This is a genomic window from Streptomyces sp. NPDC041205 (genome assembly GCF_055591765.1).
This window is the reverse complement of sequence record NZ_JBVIZH010000002.1, coordinates 928032-946586: the sequence shown is the minus strand read 5'-3', so window position 1 is coordinate 946586 and position 18555 is coordinate 928032. Positions and strand designations below refer to the sequence as shown.

14 protein-coding genes and 1 pseudogene are annotated in these 18555 nt (G+C 73.4%); 6 read left to right on the top strand and 9 right to left on the bottom strand.

From position 1 onward, the window contains the following. Positions 1-33 precede the first annotated feature (33 nt). Positions 34-726 (bottom strand): helix-turn-helix transcriptional regulator, encoded by a 693-nt coding sequence (locus tag ACZ6BG_RS11130; protein ID WP_468999632.1) that lies wholly within the window; start codon positions 724-726, stop codon positions 34-36. A 286-nt stretch (positions 727-1012) separates the two neighbouring features. Here ACZ6BG_RS11130 and ACZ6BG_RS11125 point away from each other — a divergent pair, with 286 nt between their 5' ends. Together ACZ6BG_RS11125 and ACZ6BG_RS11120 are read left to right on the top strand one after the other, a co-directional pair. Continuing rightward, on the top strand, positions 1013-1399 hold the full coding sequence (locus ACZ6BG_RS11125) for a hypothetical protein (protein WP_468999631.1): 387 nt from the start codon (positions 1013-1015) through the stop codon (positions 1397-1399). 32 nt (positions 1400-1431) lie between these two features. Beyond that, complete coding sequence (locus ACZ6BG_RS11120) at positions 1432-1812, top strand: hypothetical protein (protein ID WP_468999630.1); 381 nt, start codon at positions 1432-1434, stop codon at positions 1810-1812. 108 nt (positions 1813-1920) lie between these two features. Here ACZ6BG_RS11120 and greA read toward each other — a convergent pair whose 3' ends face one another. Both greA and ACZ6BG_RS11110 read right to left on the bottom strand, forming a co-directional pair. Then, positions 1921-2418, bottom strand: a complete 498-nt coding sequence (greA, locus tag ACZ6BG_RS11115; protein ID WP_468451200.1) for a transcription elongation factor GreA — start codon at positions 2416-2418, stop codon at positions 1921-1923. Between the two features lie 217 nt (positions 2419-2635). Continuing rightward, entirely contained in the window at positions 2636-3061 is a 426-nt protein-coding gene (locus ACZ6BG_RS11110) for a DUF4307 domain-containing protein (RefSeq protein ID WP_468999629.1), read from the bottom strand. Between the two features lie 134 nt (positions 3062-3195). Between ACZ6BG_RS11110 and mca the strand changes: the two genes are divergently transcribed. Beyond that, positions 3196-4077 (top strand): mycothiol conjugate amidase Mca, encoded by an 882-nt coding sequence (mca, locus tag ACZ6BG_RS11105; protein ID WP_468451204.1) that lies wholly within the window; start codon positions 3196-3198, stop codon positions 4075-4077. Then, a pseudogene (locus tag ACZ6BG_RS11100) lies at positions 4070-4315 on the top strand (hypothetical protein); the annotation flags it as partial. The gene mca and the pseudogene ACZ6BG_RS11100, both read left to right, overlap by 8 nt. 217 nt (positions 4316-4532) lie before the next feature. Here ACZ6BG_RS11100 and ACZ6BG_RS11095 read toward each other — a convergent pair. The 4 genes from ACZ6BG_RS11095 to ACZ6BG_RS11080 all read right to left on the bottom strand — a co-directional run bounded on the left by ACZ6BG_RS11095 (position 4533) and on the right by ACZ6BG_RS11080 (position 13010). Further along, positions 4533-5804 (bottom strand): hypothetical protein, encoded by a 1272-nt coding sequence (locus ACZ6BG_RS11095; RefSeq protein WP_468999628.1) that lies wholly within the window; start codon positions 5802-5804, stop codon positions 4533-4535. A gap of 98 nt (positions 5805-5902) precedes the next feature. Beyond that, positions 5903-7201 (bottom strand): CHAT domain-containing protein, encoded by a 1299-nt coding sequence (locus tag ACZ6BG_RS11090; protein WP_468999627.1) that lies wholly within the window; start codon positions 7199-7201, stop codon positions 5903-5905. A gap of 5 nt (positions 7202-7206) precedes the next feature. Next, entirely contained in the window at positions 7207-9678 is a 2472-nt protein-coding gene (locus ACZ6BG_RS11085; RefSeq protein WP_468999626.1) for a hypothetical protein, read from the bottom strand. Between the two features lie 56 nt (positions 9679-9734). Next, positions 9735-13010, bottom strand: coding sequence for a tetratricopeptide repeat protein (locus ACZ6BG_RS11080; protein WP_468999625.1), 3276 nt, complete (start codon positions 13008-13010; stop codon positions 9735-9737). A 170-nt stretch (positions 13011-13180) separates the two neighbouring features. On the opposite strand from ACZ6BG_RS11080, the gene ACZ6BG_RS11075 reads away from it, so the two are divergent. After that, positions 13181-15208: a thioredoxin domain-containing protein gene (locus ACZ6BG_RS11075; RefSeq protein ID WP_468999624.1), complete on the top strand. Its 2028-nt coding sequence runs from the start codon at positions 13181-13183 to the stop codon at positions 15206-15208. Between the two features lie 361 nt (positions 15209-15569). Further along, positions 15570-16703: a hypothetical protein gene (locus tag ACZ6BG_RS11070; protein ID WP_468999623.1), complete on the top strand. Its 1134-nt coding sequence runs from the start codon at positions 15570-15572 to the stop codon at positions 16701-16703. Between the two features lie 16 nt (positions 16704-16719). Here ACZ6BG_RS11070 and ACZ6BG_RS11065 read toward each other — a convergent pair whose 3' ends face one another. Continuing rightward, a complete protein-coding gene (locus ACZ6BG_RS11065; RefSeq protein WP_468999622.1) occupies positions 16720-17484 on the bottom strand; it encodes a Mut7-C RNAse domain-containing protein in 765 nt (254 codons plus the stop codon). 203 nt (positions 17485-17687) lie between these two features. Next, positions 17688-18410, bottom strand: a complete 723-nt coding sequence (gene trhA / locus ACZ6BG_RS11060; protein ID WP_468999621.1) for a PAQR family membrane homeostasis protein TrhA — start codon at positions 18408-18410, stop codon at positions 17688-17690. Positions 18411-18555 lie beyond the last annotated feature (145 nt).

The window sequence follows — 18555 nt, the reverse complement described above, 5'->3', positions numbered from 1 at the left end:
CGGCCCCCCGGCCGTCCGACCCTCCGGGCGAGGTCACCCGCAGGCGGCGTGCACCCGGCCGTCCGCGGGGGCCCGCCGCCCGGTGAGCCCCGCCTGCCAGGCGACGCGGGCCACCTGCAGCCGGCCCCGGATGCCGAGCTTGCCGCAGATGCTGCCCACGTGGTCCTTGGCGGTGTCGGAGCTGATGGTGAGGGCCGCGGCGATCTGCGGGTTGGACAGGCCCTCGCCGACGAGTTCGAGCACTTCCAGCTCGCGCGTGGACAGGGTGGCGAGGAGGGCCCGTGCCTCGTCCCGAGCCGAAGGGGCGCAGCCGGGGCACGGACAGGCGCCGGCCACCACGTCGACCAGCTCGGGGCCGAGGACCGGCCCGCCCGCGGCCGCCGCGCCGACCGCCCACGGCAGATGGGCGGCCGCCGTGGCCCGGTGCAGGACGCCCGCCGGACGGCAGGACAGGATCCGGCGCAGGCCGCCGCAGGTGAACCGGCCGGCGAGCAGCAGGACGGCCACCGGCGCGGGCGCGGCGGCAAGCCGGTGCAGGGCGGTGACCGCCGACTCCTCGTCGCCCTGGCTGACCACGAGCACCCGGGGCCGGGCGCGGCGCACGAGCGCCACCTCCCGGCCGGGCTCGTCCTCGTCGGCGACCTGATGCCGCCCCTCCGTCTCCAGGGCGGCACGCAGCTCCGCCCGTTCCGGTCCGCCGCGCGCGATGACACCGACCGAAATCACAGTTGACCCCCGTGTCTCACTGCTTCCCCGTGGTGAGTGCGCAGCCAGTGGTCCATCACGGCAGTGACTACGTGAGCAGGCTGCGTACGCCCAAGATGGTGCGACGCGGAAGGTGAACTGCGGGTGGCATGAACATGAATAGTGCGTCGGGCGTGGCGCAAAAGATCCCCTGGGCGGGGGGTACTGCCGGGGTGCGCGGGGCTGGAGGCTACAGACGCCGAGAACGTCCGGGTGGCGCGCCCCGGCCGATTCGGCCGACCGACGTACAGCCAACGAGGGGAAGTCCATGTCGAAGGTGCGGATGGGTGCGGCCGCGGCCGTGATGGCGGCGGCGATGGTGGCGGGGGCGGCGTCCCAGTCGTCCGCCGCGGCACAGGAGTTGGAGCTGGTGGCGTACCAGCCCAAGGCGCAGAACGGCAAGGTGTGGGCCAGCGGGTTCTACGAGGGGTACAAGAAGGTCTGCGTCACGCTGCTCCAGGAGAGCCTCGGGACCATCCCGCCGATTCCGGTGACGAGCAAGTGCCAGAACGTGTCGCCCAGCTCGCTGGGCAGCATCAGCGTCGGCGCCAAGTGTCCCAGGGAAGGCATCTTCCGGACCCTGCTCTCGGGCACCCGGACCAACAACCGCAAGGACATCAAGGACTCGGCGCCGCGCTTCGTCAAGTGCAGGTGAGCGCGACGGACCGACGGAACGAGGGGAAGTCCATGTCGAAGGTGCGGATGAGCGCGGCCGCGGCCGTGATGGCGGCCGGAATGGTGATGGGGGCGGCGTCGCAGTCGTCGGCCGCGGCCCAGGAGCTGGAGCTGATCGCGTACACCCCGAAGGTCCAGAACGGCAAGGTCTGGGGCAACGGGTTCTACGAGGGCTACAAGAAGGTCTGCGTCTCGCTGCTCGGGCAGACGCTTTCGGGCTGGGTGCAGCTCACCAACAAGTGCCAGAACGTGTCGCCCAGCTCGCTGGGCAGCATCAACACGTCCGTGAAGTGCCCCACCCGTGGCGCCTTCAAGACCTTCCTGTCGGGCACCAGGACCAACAACAAGGTGGATGTGAAGCAGTCCGGCGGCATCTACCTCGAATGCAGGTGACACCCGGAAAGCGGGCCCCGCGCCCGTAGCGGCGCAGCCGCCCGCCGCCCGCACGCACGAGACCCCCGGCGCGGACCGCGCCGGGGGTCTTCGGTGTCCCTGGGGGACTCAGCCCTGGTACGGCTTGGCCTCGAGGATCTTGACGGAGGCCAGCTTGCCGTTCGGCAGCTCGTACTGCGCGTTCTCGCCGACCTTCTTGCCGTTGACGCCGCTGCCGAGCGGGGACTGCGGCGAGTACGTCTCGATGTCGTCGCTTGCGTACTCCCGGGACGCGAGCAGGAAGGTCACCGTGTCGTCCTCGTCGCCGTCGAACGCGATGGTGACGACCATGCCGGGGGCGGCGACACCCGACTCGGCGGGCGCCTCACCGACCTTCGCGTGTTCCAGGAGCTGCGTCAGCTGGCGGACGCGGAGCTCCTGCTTGCCCTGCTCCTCCTTGGCCGCGTGGTACCCGCCGTTCTCGCGCAGGTCGCCCTCCTCGCGCGCCGCCGCGATCTTGGTTGCGATCTCGGTGCGCGCAGGACCAGACAGGTACTCAAGCTCGGACCGGAGCTTGTCGTACGCCTCCTGGGTCAGCCAGGTGACGTTGTCGCTGGTCTGGGTCACAGGTGCTCCTCGTAGGTACTGGGAATACAAAGCATCGCCCTACCCAGAAGGATGTTCCCTAACGGGTGGGCGAAACCACGAGCCTAACAATTTCGGTGCCGGAGGGGGAGGACATAAGCCATCAGAGAAGTGTCAGCGCAGGTGAGCGCGTGGGCGCCGGGAGCGGCGAGGCGTGTCGCGGGCGGCGTCGGGCGGGGCGGGCGGCGTCGGGCAGCGATCAGTCGGCGTGGCAGCCGACCAGCTCCGCGCTGGTGGCGCGCCCGGTCGTGCGCAGCGTGACGGTCTTGTCGACGCGCCCCTTGTCCTGGTCGAAGCGGAAGTCGGCGCGGCCCACCTCGGAGCCGTCCTCGGCCTGGGAGCGGAGCGTGCAGTAGCCGTTCGCATCCGCGTCCTTGCGCACTTCCAGGTGCACCTCGACGGCCTTGTCCGAGACCACGTCGAACTTGATCAGCTCGCCGCTGAGCTTGGCCCCGGCGATCGAGTCGTACCCGAACCAGCCGATCACGCCGAGCAGCAGCACACCGAGGACGGAACCGACGATCTTGAGCTTGCGGTCGGCACGCTCGTCCGCCGACCTGCCGTAGCGGTCCTCGGGGACCCGCGTGGCCAGGCCGCCGCTGTCGCCGCCGCTCACCGCGGTCATGATCGTCCTCCATGCGGGCAGGGAATGCCGGAATTTTCCGCCCCCCGGTTCCGTCACTATAGAAGCCCCGTACAACGCCTGATGACCGAGGGCGCCACAGCACGCACCGGCGCCGGACACCTGAGGATCGAGTCTTGACTGAGCAGCTTCGACTGATGGCCGTTCACGCCCACCCCGACGACGAGTCGAGCAAGGGCGCGGCCACCATGGCCAAGTACGTGTCCGAAGGGGTGGACGTGCTCGTCGTGACCTGCACGGGCGGAGAGCGCGGCGACATCCTCAACCCCAAGCTCCAGGGCGACACGTACATCCAGGAGCACATCCACGAGGTGCGCAAGAAGGAGATGGACGAGGCCCGGGAGATCCTCGGCGTCAAGCAGGAGTGGCTCGGCTTCGTCGACTCGGGCCTGCCCGAGGGCGACCCGCTGCCGCCGCTGCCCGAGGGCTGCTTCGCCCTGGAGGACGTCGACAAGGCGGCCGGTGAGCTGGTGCGCCAGATCCGTTCGTTCCGCCCGCAGGTGATCACGACGTACGACGAGAACGGCGGGTATCCGCACCCGGACCACATCATGACCCACAAGATCTCGATGGTGGCGTTCGAGGGCGCGGCGGACGCGGAGAAGTACCCGGAGAGCGAGTTCGGCCCCGTCTTCACGCCGCAGAAGCTGTACTACAACCAGGGCTTCAACCGGCCGCGCACCGAGGCGCTGCACCAGGCCATGCTGGACCGCGGCCTGGAGTCGCCCTACGGGGAGTGGCTGAAGCGCTGGGACGAGTTCGAGCGGGTCGAGCGCACGCTGACCACGCACGTTCCGTGCGCCGACTTCTACGAGATCCGCGACAAGGCGCTGATCGCGCACGCCACGCAGATCGACCCCGACGGCGGCTGGTTCCGCGTCCCGATGGACATCCAGCGGGAGGTCTGGCCGACCGAGGAGTACGAGCTCGCGAAGTCTCTGGTCGATACCTCCCTCCCCGAGGACGACCTCTTCGCGGGCATCCGCGACAATGCCTGACATGAGCGGAAGCGCAAGCCTGGCAGTGACGCATCTCGTCCCCCTCGCCAAGGAGGTCGACGAGAACAAGGTGACCCCCGGGGTCCTGGGGTTCATCGTGTTCGCGGTGATGGCGCTCGCGGTGTGGCGGCTGATGAAGTCCATGAACCGGCACATGGGGAAGGTGGACTTCAAGGAGTCCCCGGACTCCTCGGACCTCTCGGACTCCTCGGGTGCCCCCGAGGGTGCCGAGCCCGCGGTCTCCGGGGCGGCTCGTGCCTCCGGTGCCGCGGGTGCGTCCGGCGACAAGGGACCCAAGGGGTCCAAGGGATCCAAGGGGTCCAAGGAAGCCTGAGGCTTCTGGCGGGGGCGCCCGGGCAGGTACGCCCGGCGCGCCCCACTCGGTGCTACGCCCCCGCCCCCCCGTGATCGGCGCTCCGCGCCTCGTCCTCGAACGCCGGACGGGCTGACGCTTGTCACCTTGAGTGGTCCGCCAGTGACAGCAGCAGGTGGGCTGACTCCGGACGCAGGTGGTCGGAGTGCGCGCCCGCGGGGCCGTGGCCGTGGACGAAGACGGCGCCCGCGTCGACGCTGACGAAGCGGTGGTCGAGGGCGTCGTGCGGGTACGCCTCGTCGGTGGCCCGCATCCGGATCCCGGACACCGGCGCGGGCGCCGTCCCGATCCCCGCGTACCCGATGCCTGCCCGCTTCTCGGCCCGCAGGTGCCAGAAGCCGGTGGCACGGTCGTGTTGCGAGTACGTCGCCACCACCGGCCCGTGCAGCGGCGCCCCCGCGAGCGCGGTGAACGTGGCCGCGAAGGCGTCCCGCGCCGCCGCCATCTGCAACAGCAGCATCGAGTCGACGGTGAACGGCCGCCCCGGCGGCGCGGGCGTGCTCCACCCCAGCGTCCCGCCCGGCGGCGCCGCGGCCCACTGCACCGCCTCGCACAGCAGCCGGCAGCCGAAAGAGTGCCCGACGAGGTGCAGGTACTGGCCGCCGCGGTTGGCGAGGACGGGCGCGGCACGCGGGTCGCCCCTGTGGGCGTCCAGATAGCCCAGGAGCTGCGCGATCACGCGGGCCGCGTGGCCCTCGGCGCCCATCGCGTGGGCGCGGTCGCGGATGCGGCGGTAGCCGCCGAGCGAGGGCAGGGAGCGCGACGGCCACCGGACCAGGACCGGCCACGGGGCGAAGTCCCGGTGCCCGGGTGCGCCCCGCCGGAGCCGCGGATACAGCCCTGCCCGCTCGCCCCGCTGCCGCTCCACCAGCCCCATCAGCGTCCGCAGCGCCCTCAGCGCCGACGCCTCCGAGGTCTGCCACCCGTGGACGTACACGACGATGTCCGTCGCCCAGGACGGCGGGGTCAGCCGCTGCGCGAGGTGGGCGTCGAGGCCGGGCGGCGGCACGGGGCGCGGGCCGTCGCGGGTGGGCCGCAGCGGCCAGCCACTCGCGTCGAGGTCGACGACGGCGATTCGGCCGTGCCCGTACGCCTCGGCCATCCCCGCGCCCTCGCCCATCTCTGCGCCCTCGGCCGTCCCTGCGCTCTCCGATGCCTCGGCCGTCCTGGCGTCCACGGTTGCCTCCGCCATCTCCGTGCTCTCGGGCGTCTCGGCCGACCCTGAGTCCTCGGACATCTCGGCCGTCCTGGCGTCCACGGTTGCCTCCGCCATCTCCGTGCTCTCGGGCGTCTCGGCCGACCCTGAGTCCTCGGACGCCTCGGCCGTCCCCGTGCCCTCTGATGCCTCAGCCATCCCCGCTCCGCCCAACTCCCCGGCCGTCCCCGCACCTGTCACCCGTCACTTGTCCCCGCACCCCTCGCTCATCCCGTCCCTCTCCGTGGAGCCCTCGTTCACGCCGTGCGCTCCAAGCGGCTGTCCATGCCGCTGTGCAGGGCGTACGCGAAGCCCAGCGGGTTGTGGCAGGTGTCGGCGAAGTGCCGGGACAGGGCGTGGGCGATGTCGCCCGCCGTCTCCCGGCCGGTCAGGTAGCGGGTGACGAAGGCGAGCGCGTACTCGGCGGCGAAGCGCTGCGGCATCTCGATCTGTGGGCCGAGGATGCCGCTGGCGCCCGCGTCGAACAGGGCCCTGCCGAGGTAGGCCAGGTCGGCGTTGCCGGGGAGCCCCGCGTAGCAGGCGTTGAGCAGGACGAAGGGGCGGAACGGCACGCAGGAGTGCGGGGGCGGGCGGTGGGCGCGCAGGCTGTGCGCGTCGATGGCCCGCTGGTCGGTCAACTTCAGGACGAGGTAAGGGGGTTCGTCGCCGGACGCGGTGAAGTGGCCGTGGCACCAGAAGTACATCAGCTGCTCGTCGAGGAGAGTGTCGCCGAGGGCGCGTTCCAGTTCGTCGCGGGTGGTGCGTTCGACGAGGTCGCCGCCGTCGGCGAGGGCGGTGGCGACGTCGGCGGCCCGGGTCAGGCCCTCCGCGTCGACGCCCGTGTCGTGGTTGAGGCTGACGGCGGGGGCCGAGCGCGGCGGCGGGTCGCGGTCGTCGGCGACGCGGGCGTAGGCGTTGCCGCCGGTGTGTTCGAGCTGGTGGCGATAGCCGAGGAAACGCCCGAACAGGCTCCCGGTGCCGGGCTCCGCGTCCTCGTCCAAGGCGACGGGCAGGCACAGCATCGGCCAGGGCAGGTACAGGTCCGAGTGGAAGCGGACGCGCAGGGGCCGGTCGCTGCCGAGGGCGTCCGTCAGGAAGCCGCGGAAGAGCTTCAGCTCCTCGGACTCGCCGCCGAGGAGGACGTCGTAGAGCAACTGGGTGCCGTAGCGGGCGAGTCGGGCGAGCGCGGTGCGCAGTTCGGCCTCGGGTTCGGCGGTCAGGTCGACGAGGGAGGCATACGGGAGCGGGGTGCGGCCGGGGGCGGGGCGGCCGGACGCGTCCAGCGGCTGGAGCGCCACGAACTCGTCCCTCCACACCTGCCGCAGCCGCGCCGCCACCGAACGCACCTCGCGGGGGCGGACGTTGAGCGTCACCGTGTGCTCGGAGCCGCTGAGCGAGGGCACGGCGGGCCCGTACATCCGGGCCTGCACGGGCTCGTCCTCACGGCGCGCGTCCAGCCCGACGACGAGATCGGGGTGCCGGATGACGTGCCGGGGAAGCCGGGTGAAGCCCAGGCTCGGGTCGTGCGTGACGCGGGTCGGCAGCTCGTGGGCCATGTGTCCTAGGCCCTCCGCAGTGCTTCGGGCGACAGGGCGTCCCGCGGGCCGCCCTCGCCGTCGGTGACGTCGATGTAGGTCTCGACCTGCTGGAGGACGGTGGCCGTCGCGGAGTCCTCCACCGTGAAGAGGAGCCGGTGGCGTCCCGCCTTGTGGGGCGTGAACAGGAACTCGGCGCCGTCCTGGTCGTGGGGTGAGGGCTTGAGCGTCAGGGCGTGCGCGGGTTCGACGTCGGCGGCCGTGAGGGGGGTGGCGCGGGCGGTCAGCCAGGGGAGTTCGGGGGTGGGGGCGGACCAGGGGTGTTGTGGGCCGGGGTCGACGTGGAGGGTGATGCGGGACGCCGTACCGGCGGTGGATTCGTCGTCGAGGAGGGTGAGGCGGATGCGGGAGAGGGCGGTGGGGAAGGGGGTGGCTCTGTCGGTGCGCGCGCCCGGCTCGGGGATCAGGTGGCGGGCGGTCAAGGGGATGTGCTCGGGGTGGCGGCCCCGGTCGAAGGCGTTGGAGCGCAGCGACATGGCCCACCCTTGACCGTGGGAGTCGCCGATGGCCTCGAACCGGCGCTCGGCGTCGCGGTAGAGGCCTGCCTCCGCCCTCGCCAGCGAACTTCCCCCCTCCCGCCGCCACAGCCGTGCCAGCTCCAAGGTGTTCCAGGCCTGGCCGTGCAGGCAGCCGCATCGGTTGAAGAGGTCCATCGCCGATCGGAGCTTCGGTGATATCGCAAGACTGGGGAACGGCAGGAGCGCACGACAGTGCTGTGCCCAGGCGGTGCCCAAAAGGTCGGGGACGTTGCGCAACTCCCGTTCCGCCGTACGGGCCAGAGGCGCGGCCCCCTCCCGGTCGCCGAAGGCCTCATGCGCGAGGGCGAGGTACAGGTACGTCCAGCCCTTCCCGCGCACGTCACCGTTCGACAGGTGAAGGCCGAGCGCCTTGTGCAACTGGTGGAGCGCCTCCGTGTGGCTCCCGAACAGCGCCTGGTTCCTGCCGAGTTCGGTCTCCGTCCAGGCCTGGCCCTGGCGGTCGCCGAGCTCCACGAACATGTGCCGGGCGGCCTCCAGCCGCTTCTGTGCCTCCTCCAGGTCGCCGCGCACCATCCGCAGCCGCCCGTAGTGGTGGATGGCCCAGGCCTCGCCGCGGGCGTCGCCCCGGACCTGGTGGGCTTCCACGGCGCTGCGCAACAGCCGGTCGACCCCGCGGAGTTCACCCATGTCGCACTGGACGGCAGCGCGGGTGTGCAGCACCCAGCCGTCCGGCGGTACGGCGTCGGGGGCGGCGTCGAGCGTGGCCGCGGCCTCGCGCAGGTGGCCCGCGCAGCGCTGGGCGACCGCCTTGTGGAAGGCGGCACGCGGGGAGTCGAGCGTGGCCAGGGTTTCCGCGGCGACCAGTGGCCTGCCGGTATCCCGGGCCGCGACGGCCGCCGTGAGCCTCGCCGGCTCCCAGTCGCCCGTCCGGTGCCAGTACGACTGCTTCAACCGCAGCAGCCTGAACACGCCCTGTTTACCGGTAAGTTGGGGTTCGAGCAGTTCGACCAGCGCGGTGGCGGTCTCCGCCGCCCCGGCCCGGGTGAGACGGATCACGAGGTCGACGTACGCGTCAGCGCCGCCGCGCGGCTCGACAGTGCCGTCCAGGAGCGCTTCGGCGAGGCCGGCGTCCAGGTGCCGGGCGGGCCCCGTGCGCAGGTCCGGGTGCGGCCGGAACCACTCGGGCCGCGTGGCCTGGAGCACTCCGCGGGCGGACAGCTCCCGCAGCGCCTGCCGGGCCCATGCGACGGGCCGCGGCCGCGCCGTGCGCAGCGTCGACGCGTACAGCCCCGCCGCCACCGACGCGTTGGCCTCTTCACCCTCCCAGTGCGCGAGCACCCGCAACAGCGCCCGGGTCGGCGCACTCAGCCCGGCGAACCCGGTGCCCCCGGCGTCCCCGCCGCCCGTGACCTGGTGGGAGCCCACCGGCACCTCGGTCACCTCGTGCGCGACCCCGGACACGGCAAGGACTCGCGAGTCCGAGCCCCGGACGAGCCACGCGGCAAGCCGCAACAACTCCGCCCCAGCCTCCCCGGTGGGCAGCCCGTCGAGCACCACCAGGTGGCGCCCCTGCACGAGTGTGTCGTGGCACGGCCAGGCCAGCGCGTCCTCCAGCCGATCGGGCTCGGCCAGCACCATGTCGTACAGGGAATTCGGCGGGCGGCCGTCAAGCAGCAGCTCAAGGAGGCGCAGCAGGACCAGGTCCGGCGTGGCGTCGGCCGCCCCGAGCGGCACCCAGCAGGGCGTGAACCGCACCCCTTCCGACGTGTCCCAGGCCGAATGGGCGAGCCGGACCGCGAGGTCGTACGCTCCGGCGCCAGGCTCCCCGTGCAGCTCCATGACCGCGGGGCCCTCGTCATCGGGACCCGGCCGCAGGAACGCGCGCAGCGCGCCCGGCAGCTCCGCCACCTCGCGAGGCCCGTCGTACGGCGACAGATCGTCCGGCAGCCACCCCTTCACGTACCCCACCCCCCGCTGCCCCCGAAGCGCCCAACTCCCCTACTATGGCCCGCCGCTCAAGGCGTGGTCACCGAAACCCCCATGATCTCCCTGGCATGCCGATCCGGCGTCATCCCCAACCGCCACGCCTGCCACCCCGCGTCCAGCTCGGCCCCGCGCTCAAGAAGCAGCAGATACGCCTCCACGTACTGGTCGAGCTTGCCGTCCCGCGACGGATGGACGGCGCGGGCCAGTTGGACCAGCTCCTCCTGGGCGACGGCCGTGCCGATCTCCCAGCCGCCGGGGGAGGCGTAGGGCAGGAGCGTGGCGCGCAGGAAGTGGGCCCAGTCCTCGCCGCGCCGGTCGCCGTAGGAGGCGAAGAGGGCGATGGCCTCGTCGCAGAGGGAGAGCGCGGCCTGCGTGCGGGCGTTGCCGGCGTCGACGACGGCCAGCTCCAGGCACGTCCAGGCCTCGCCGTGGGCGACCCCGATGCGCTGGAAGTCGGCGCGGGCGTCCATCAGGAGCTGGCGGGCGAAGCCGGAGTTGCGCAGCGAGCCGGTCTGCGCGGCGCGCTGGTCGCGGGTGACGCGGGCCGAGTGGTGGCGGGCGCAGGCGAGGCCGTACACGTCCCGCATGCGGGAGAACATCGTGCGGGCCCGCTCCAGGTCGCGGACGGCCTGTTCGAGGTTGCCGGTCTCCTCCAGGGCCTGGCCCAGGTAGTACAGGGACCAGGCCTCGCCGCGGGCGTCCTCGTTGTCGCGGTGCCGGGAGACCGCCTGGCGCAGGCCGTCGACGGCGGGCGCCGGGTCGCCCGCGACGAGCCGGGCCCGGGAGAGCTGGGTGAGGGCCCACGCCTCGCCGCGGGCGTCGCGCGTGCTGCCGTACAGGTCGAGGGCGCGCCGCAGCTCCTCCTCCGCGCGCGGCACATCGCCCTTGCGCAGGCACACCTGGCCGAGCTGGAAGTGGGCCCAGGCCTCGCCGTGCACGGACTCGCTCTCGCGGTGCAGGACCAGGGCGGTGCGCAGCATCTCCTCGGCCTCGCCGAGGCGGGAGCGGTCGCGTTCGACGGCGGCCAGGGCGTGCAGGGTCCAGGCGCGGTCGCCCGCGAGCTGCTCGGACACCTGCAGGTCGAGCGCCTCGCGGAGCCGGGCGGCGGCCTCGGACAGATTGCCCTGGTGGTGCAGGGTGATGCCGAGGGAGCCGAGCGCGCGGGCCGCGCCCGCGTCCTGGTGCGCCTCGAAGTACAGGTCGACGACGGACGACAGGGTGGAGCGTGCCTGGTCGAGGTCGCCGATCTGGCGGGCCGCTATGCCGGTGCGCCACTGCACGCTGCGCTCCATCCGGCCCCGCCCCGCCGCGCCCCCGGTGGCCGCCGCGCCCTGCTCCAGCTTCTCCAGGGACTGCGCGAACTCGCTGATCTCGCCGAGGCGGTAGAGGTCGCCGCGCAGCAGGCAGTAGTCGCACAGGGCGCCGAGCAGATTGAGGACCGCCTGCGGGTCGACGCCCTCGGCGTGCCGCAGCGCCGCCGTGATGAAGCTCGACTCGTCGTCGAGCCAGTGCAGCGCGGAGTCCAGGGACGTGAAGCCGTGCTGCCCGAAGTGGTCGGCGCGGGTGGAGGTCTTGCCGTCGACGAGGCGGATCACGGAGTCGGCCAGCTCGCCGTAGCTGACGATGAGACGTTCCTGCGCGGCGGTGCGCTCCCCGGGCTCCTCCTCGTCGGCGAGGCGTGCCTGGGCGAAGGAGCGGACGAGGTCGTGCAGGCGGTAGCGGTCGCCGCGGACGTGGTCGACGAGGCCCGCCCGGGACAGCGCGGTGAGCTGGCGGCCCGCCTCGGCCTCGTCGGTGGCGAGCAGCGCGGCGGCCGCGGCCGCGCCGAGCGAGGCGCGCCCGGCCAGCGCGAGCCGCCGCAGCAGTCGGCGCGCGGGCTCCGCCTGGTCGGCGTAGCGCAGCGAGAGGGCGCGCTCGACGGGGGCGAAGGCATGCGGAGGGCCGTACGCGGAGAGGTCGTTGACCAGCTCGAGCGGGGTGCGCGGCCCGAGCGAGGACCCGGCGGCGCGCAGCGCGAGCGGAAGGCCGCCGCACAGGTCCCGCACGGTCTCCAGGGACGCCGCGTCGTAGGGTCCGGTCAGCTCCTCCGCCGAGCTGCGCAGCAACTGCTCGGCGCCCGCCGCGTCCAGCTCCTCCACCGGCAGCTGGTGCACCCACGCGGGCAGGTCCTCGGGCAGGTCGAGGGGTTTGCGGGCGGTGACGAGGACGAGGCTGTCGGAGCGCTCGGGGATGAGGGTGCGCACCTGGTCCGGGTCGCAGGCGTCGTCGAGCACGACGACCACCTCAAGGCCCGTCAGATGCTGGTGGTAGATCTCGCTGAGCCGTCTGACCTGCTGCTCCTGCGTGGAGCGCTCGCGGAACAGAAGCTGTTCGCGGGGTGCGCCGAGGCGGTTGAGGAGGTGCAGGAGCGCGTCGCGGGTCGACAGGGGCGGGGTGTCGGGGCTCTCGCCGCGCAGGTCCACCAGGCAGGCCCCGCGGAACTGGTCCTTCACGTCGTGCGCCGCCCGCACGGCGAGCGCGGAGCGGCCCGCCCCCGGCGCCCCGTGCAGCACGACGACCGTCGGCTTGGTCTGGGTGCTGGCGCGCGCCGCGTGCACCCACTGCGCGATCCGCCCCAGCTCCGCCCGGCGTCCCGCGAACGTGCCGTGGGGCTCCGGCAGTTGGGCGAAGGACTGCTCCAGGACGGTGCGCCGCCGGGCCGCCGCGCTCTTGTCGGTGCGGCGCAGTTGCGGGGCCGCCTTCTTCTGGCCGCCGCTGCCGCCGGTCACCCCGCCGCCGCTCGCCGCGTTGAGGACCCGCTGCTGGTCGAGGAACGGCCGGATCCCGCGCACCTCAAGGGCCGTCAGCCACTGGAGCCGCAGTTGCTCGGGCCCGCCCGGCTGGCTCACCGCGCCCGCGTGCCGCTGTGCCGCCGGGACGTGCGACGCCGTCACCTTCACCACCGTCGCCGCGGCGCCCGCCACCGCGACCGCCGCGCCCGCGCCGAGCGCCGTGCCGCCGCCCGTGCCGAGCGCGAGGTCGGCGGCCGTGGCCGCGACGGCGGCGACGGCCACGACGAGCAGCGGCGTGCCCGCGCCCTCCTTCGCGTACCGCTGGGCGAAGGTGAGCTGCCCGGCCGCCGCCTCGTCCAGGGCCCGCGTGTACGCCTCGTACTCCTCGGCCGCCGTCTGCGCCATGGCGTCCAGAGCGCCGCGCGCCCGCGACAGGAGCACCCCGCCGTCCGTGCGCCCCCCGGTGCGCCGGACCTCCTCCTCGACGGCTCGTGCCAACAGCCGCTCGGCTTCGGCCCGATGGCTGTCCCGCATGTGGTCCCCCTCCGAGAGCGGCACGTGCCGTCGACACGTGTCCGTGCGTGTGCCCCGCGTAGGGGTACGTCTGCCCCGTACCTCTACATGTACGTGTCAGTGTCCTGCGTACGTGGCGTCGGCGCGAGGGAGTCGGCGGATCAGGGGCCGGTGTGCGCGAGGATGGGACCATGCCGAACCGACTGGCCCATGAGACGTCCCCCTACCTCCTCCAGCACGCCGACAACCCCGTCGACTGGTGGCCCTGGTCGGCCGAAGCGTTCGCCGCCGCCCGTGAGCGTGGGGTGCCGGTGCTGCTCTCCGTCGGGTATTCGAGCTGCCACTGGTGCCATGTGATGGCGCACGAGTCGTTCGAGGACGAGACGACGGCGGCGCTCATGAACGAGCACTTCGTGAACATCAAGGTCGACCGCGAGGAGCGCCCCGACGTCGACGCCGTCTACATGGAGGCCGTGCAGGCCGCGACCGGGCAGGGCGGCTGGCCCATGACGGTCTTCCTCACCGCCGACGCCGAACCCTTCTACTTCGGCACCTACTTCCCGCCCGAGCCCCGCCACGGCATGCCGTCCTTCCCGCAGGTCCTCGACGGCGTGCGGCGGGCGTGGACGGACCGGCGCGACGAGGTCGGCGAGGTCGCCGCGAAGATCACCCAGGACCTGTCGGAGCGTCAACTGGCCGTCGGCGACGGCGGCCGACCCGGCGAGGAGGTGCTGTCCCAGGCGCTGCTCGGCCTGACCCGGGACTACGACGCGACGCACGGCGGCTTCGGCGGCGCCCCCAAGTTCCCGCCGTCCATGGTCGTGGAGTTCCTGCTGCGCACCCACGCCCGCACCGGCTCCGACGGCGCCCTGGAGATGGCCGCCGACACCTGCGAGCACATGGCCCGCGGCGGCATCTACGACCAGCTCGGCGGCGGCTTCGCCCGCTACTCCGTCGACCGCGAGTGGGTCGTGCCGCACTTCGAGAAGATGCTGTACGACAACGCGCTGCTGTGCCGCGCGTACGCCCACCTGTGGCGGACCACGGGATCGGACCTGGCGCGCCGCGTCGCCCTGGAGACGGCCGACTTCATGGTCCGTGAACTGCGCACCGGAGAGGGCGGGTTCGCCTCCGCCCTGGACGCCGACAGCGAGGACGCCACGGGCAAGCTCGTCGAGGGCGCGTACTACGTATGGACGCCCGCGCAGCTCCGCGAGGTCCTGGGCGAGGCGGACGGCGACCTCGCGGCCGCGTACTTCGGCGTGACCGAGGAGGGCACCTTCGAAGAGGGCTCCTCCGTGCTCCAGCTTCCGCGCGGCGAGTACGGCACGGTCGCCGACGCCGACCGGATCGCCGGCATCCGCGAGCGCCTCCTCGCCGCCCGCGCCGAGCGGCCCGCGCCCGCACGCGACGACAAGGTGGTCGCCGCCTGGAACGGCCTCGCCATCGCCGCGCTCGCCGAGACGGGCGCCCTCTTCGACCGCCCCGACCTGGTCGCGGCGGCCGTCGCCGCCGGAGACCTGCTCGTCCGCCTCCACCTCGACGACCGCGCCCGGCTCGCCCGCACCTCCAAGGACGGGCACGTCGGGGCCAACGCCGGGGTCCTGGAGGACTACGCCGACGTCGCCGAGGGCTTCCTCGCCCTCGCCTCCGTGACCGGCGAGGGCGTGTGGCTGGAGTTCGCCGGGTTCCTGCTCGACCACGTCCTCGCGCAGTTCGTCGACGCGGAGTCCGGGGCGCTGTACGACACGGCGGCGGACGGGGAGCGCCTCATCCGGCGCCCGCAGGACCCCACCGACAACGCGGCGCCCTCCGGGTGGACCGCGGCGGCGGGCGCGCTCCTGTCGTACGCGGCGCAGACCGGGGCGAGCCCTCACCGGGAGGCGGCCGAGCGGGCGCTCGGCGTGGTCGCGGCCCTGGCGCCGCGCGCGCCCAGGTTCATCGGGCACGGGCTCGCCGTGGCGGAGGCCGCCCTCGACGGGCCGCGCGAGGTGGCCGTCGCCGGGGAGGTCGGCGGCGCCCTGCACCGCGTCGCGCTCCTGGGGACCGCGCCCGGCGCCGTCGTCGCCGCCGGCCGGCCGGACGGCGAACTCCCGCTGCTCGCGGGGCGGTCGCTGGTGGACGGCGAGGAGACGGCGTACGTGTGCCGGGGCTTCGTCTGCGACCGCCCGACGACGGACGCGGAGGAATTGGCGCGGGCACTGGGGGCGTCCCGCTAGCGGCCCCTGCCCGTCCCGGGCCACGGCCCACCGTCTGGTCCGGGGTCGTGCCTCCTGCCTGGCCTCGGGTCGTGCTTTCTGTCTGTTCCGGGCCGTGCCCACCGTCTGTCCCGGGGTCGTGCCCTCTACCCGCCCTCGGGCCGTGCCGTCTGTCTGTCCCGGGGGCGCACCCTCTGCCCGTCCCGGGCCGCATCCACCGCCCGCCCGGGGCCGCACCCACCCCCCCGCCCGGGGCCGCTCCCTCCCCCCCCCCCGCCCCGGACCGCACCCTCCACCCACCCCCGCCCCGTGATCCGTCAGCGGACCGTCAGTGGCCCCCGGCCAGCATCGACTGCCATCGGCACCCTTTGATGGAGGTCCCATGGCAGTCAGTCGGCGCAATCTGCTGCGGTCCGCCGCGGCCGTCGTACCGGCGCTCGCGGTCGGGAGCGCGCTGCCCGGCGCGGCCTCGGCGGCGGGCGTGGCGCAGGGGCGGTGGCAGGTCTTCCCGGTCGACGGGTCGAGGGGAGGCCACGCGTTCAACCGGCTCGGCTTCGCCCCGGGCGGCGGCGCCACCGCGCTCGCCACGTACGTCTCCTTCGACGGGAACAGCACCCAGCGGGAACCGGCCGCCTTCCAGTTCGACGGCAGGGACTGGCAGCCGTCCGCGTTCCACAGCTTCCCCGACGGGACCAGACCCCTGAACGGCCTGGCGGTCCAGGCGGACGGGGCCTGGGGCGTGGGTCTGAGGTGGAACAGGCAGACGATGCGGGACGACGCCCAGATCCTGTACTGGGACGGCACGACGTGGGCCGACCGGACGGCGGGCGCCGACATCGGCGAGCCCTTCGAGGCCGACGGGACAGGGAACGACGTCTGGGTGGTCGGCGGCGCCAAGCACCCGGCTCCCGGGGCGGTGGCGCTGCGCCGCAGCGGCTCGGGCTGGACCTCGGTCGGCCTGCCGTCCGGGCTCGGCGCCGGTGCCCGGCTGCTGACCGTGCGGGTCGTGGCCGCCGACGACGTCTGGGTGGGCGGCTTCACGGCCACCGAGGCCTTCGGGACGCGAACGCCGCTGGTGCTGCACTGGAACGGGTCGTCCTGGAAGCGGCTGCCCAACCCGTTCGGCACGGCCAACGGGCAGGTGTCCGCGCTCCTGCCGCACGACGGCGTGCTCTGGGCCGGGGGCTACTCCGGGACCGGCATCGGCGGCGGGAGCGGCGACCGCGCCGCCGTGGCCGCCTGGAACGGCGGCGCGTGGTCGCCGCGGACCCCCGCGGGCCTGGAGGCTTCCGAGGCCACGCAGTTGGCGGTGTACGGCACGGAGGTGTGGGCCGCGGGCCGGCGCACGCCGCTGCAGCGCTGGACCGGCGGCTCCTGGTCCCCGGCGGCGGGACCCGAGCCGGAGCCGCTGACCGTGGGTGCGCTGGCCACGGCTCCGGACGGGTCGCTGTGGCTGGGCGGCAACACGGAGGGCGGGCGTTCCTACTTCTTCGCGCGGCTCCCGGCTGCTTCCTGACCCGAGGGCGGGGGGGCTAGCCCGGCGGCAGCCCGACCGTGCCCTCCGACGCGGCGACGGCCTGCCGGACGATGGACTGGAGCCGTTCGTGGTGGGCGCCCCGCCAGTACACGCGGGCGCAGTCACCGCACTCCGCGAACACGTCGTACGTCCCCCGGGTGCCGCCCTCAAGGCGCTCCGCCACGTCCTCCTTGGTGGCGGCCCGCAGCGTTCCGTTGCAGGCCGTGCAGCGCGTCCACGGTCGCAGCGGCGGCGCGAACCGCTCCAGGATGTCGCTGAGCTGGTCCTCGGGCCGGTCGCTGTAGACGTACGCGCCCGCCCACAGCTCACGGCGGCGCAGCAGCCCCCGGTCCCGGCTCAGGAGCACACGGCGCTCGGCGGCGGACAGGGCGGCGAGCGCGGGGTCGCCGATGTCCGTGCTCTCGTACGCGGTGTCGACGCCGAGCAGCCGCAGGCGCCGGGCGAGGGTGCCGAGGTGCACGTCCAGGAGGAAGCGCAGCGGCTCCTCGGGGGGCTGCTCGTCGGGCCGCACCCGCTGGGGCCGCGGCACGCACCGCACTTCGACGCGCTGCCCGGCGGCGGGCACATGGCCCGCCGGGACCTCGTGGCCGTCCACGACGAGCGCGCCGACCTCGGTGAGGGGGACGCCTAGCGACTCCACGACATGCCCCAGCGAGGACGCGCCGTCGGTGACGGCGGTGGTGGTGCGGCCGCGCCGCTCGTGCGGGACGAACAGGGCCAGGTCTGGGGCGAAGTCGATGAGGATCTCCGGACCGTTCATGCGGCCCAGGATGGCATGTTCTGGCGGGGGTGCCTTGGGGTTTGTGGGTGCCGCCCTCGGCTGGGGCTGCGCCCCTTTCCCCCGCTTCGTCGGCGCTTCGCGCCTCGTCCTCAAGCGCCGGACGGGCTGGATCTTCCGGCCCCGTCAGTTCAGACGTGCGGGTCAGTACCAGGTCAGCCGCGACCCCTGATTGCCCTCATCTCTCACGCGTGCTGATACGCCACCATCGAGATCCCCACGTAATGCACCGCGAACGCCGCCAGAGTGAACGAGTGGAAGACCTCGTGGAAGCCGAACCAGCGGGGGGAGGGGTTGGGGCGCTTGAAGCCGTAGACCACGCCGCCGACGCTGTAGAGGAGACCGCCCACGACCACCAGGACCAGGACGGCGATGCCGCCCGTGCGCAGGAAGTCAGGGAGGAAGAAGACGGCTGCCCAGCCCATGGCCAGGTAGCAGGGGGTGTAGAGCCAGCGCGGGGCGCCGACCCAGAACACGCGGAAGACGATGCCCGCGGCGGCGGCCGCCCAGATGCCCCACATCAGCCACTGGCCCTTGGCGTCGGGCAGGAGGAGGAGGGTCAGCGGGGTGTACGTGCCCGCGATGATCAGGAAGATGTTGGCGTGGTCGAGCCTGCGCAGGACACCGTCCGCGCGGGGGGACCAGTCGCCGCGGTGGTAGAGCGCGCTGACGCCGAACAGCAGGCAGGCCGTGAGGACGTAGATCCCGCACGCTATGCGGCCGCGGGTGGAGTCGGCGAGGGCGGTCAGGAACAGACCGGAGACCAGCACCGCGGGGAACATCCCGGCGTGCAGCCAGCCGCGCAGTTTGGGCTTCACCGGATGGGTGGGCGCGGACGTGTCGGCCGCGGCCGCGTCGGGGCCGCCTGCGGGGGAGTTCACGAGCGCGTCGGGGGCGGGTGAAGTCATGGGCGGCATCGTACCTACGCAACCGTAAGTTAGGTGTCAAAGGTGACGCGGGCACAGCCTACTAGTGGTGAGGCTCACGGTCACGGGGTGCGGAGTGGCAATGCTCACGCCGCTCAGTTGTGAGGCACTCTGGACAGATGCGCAT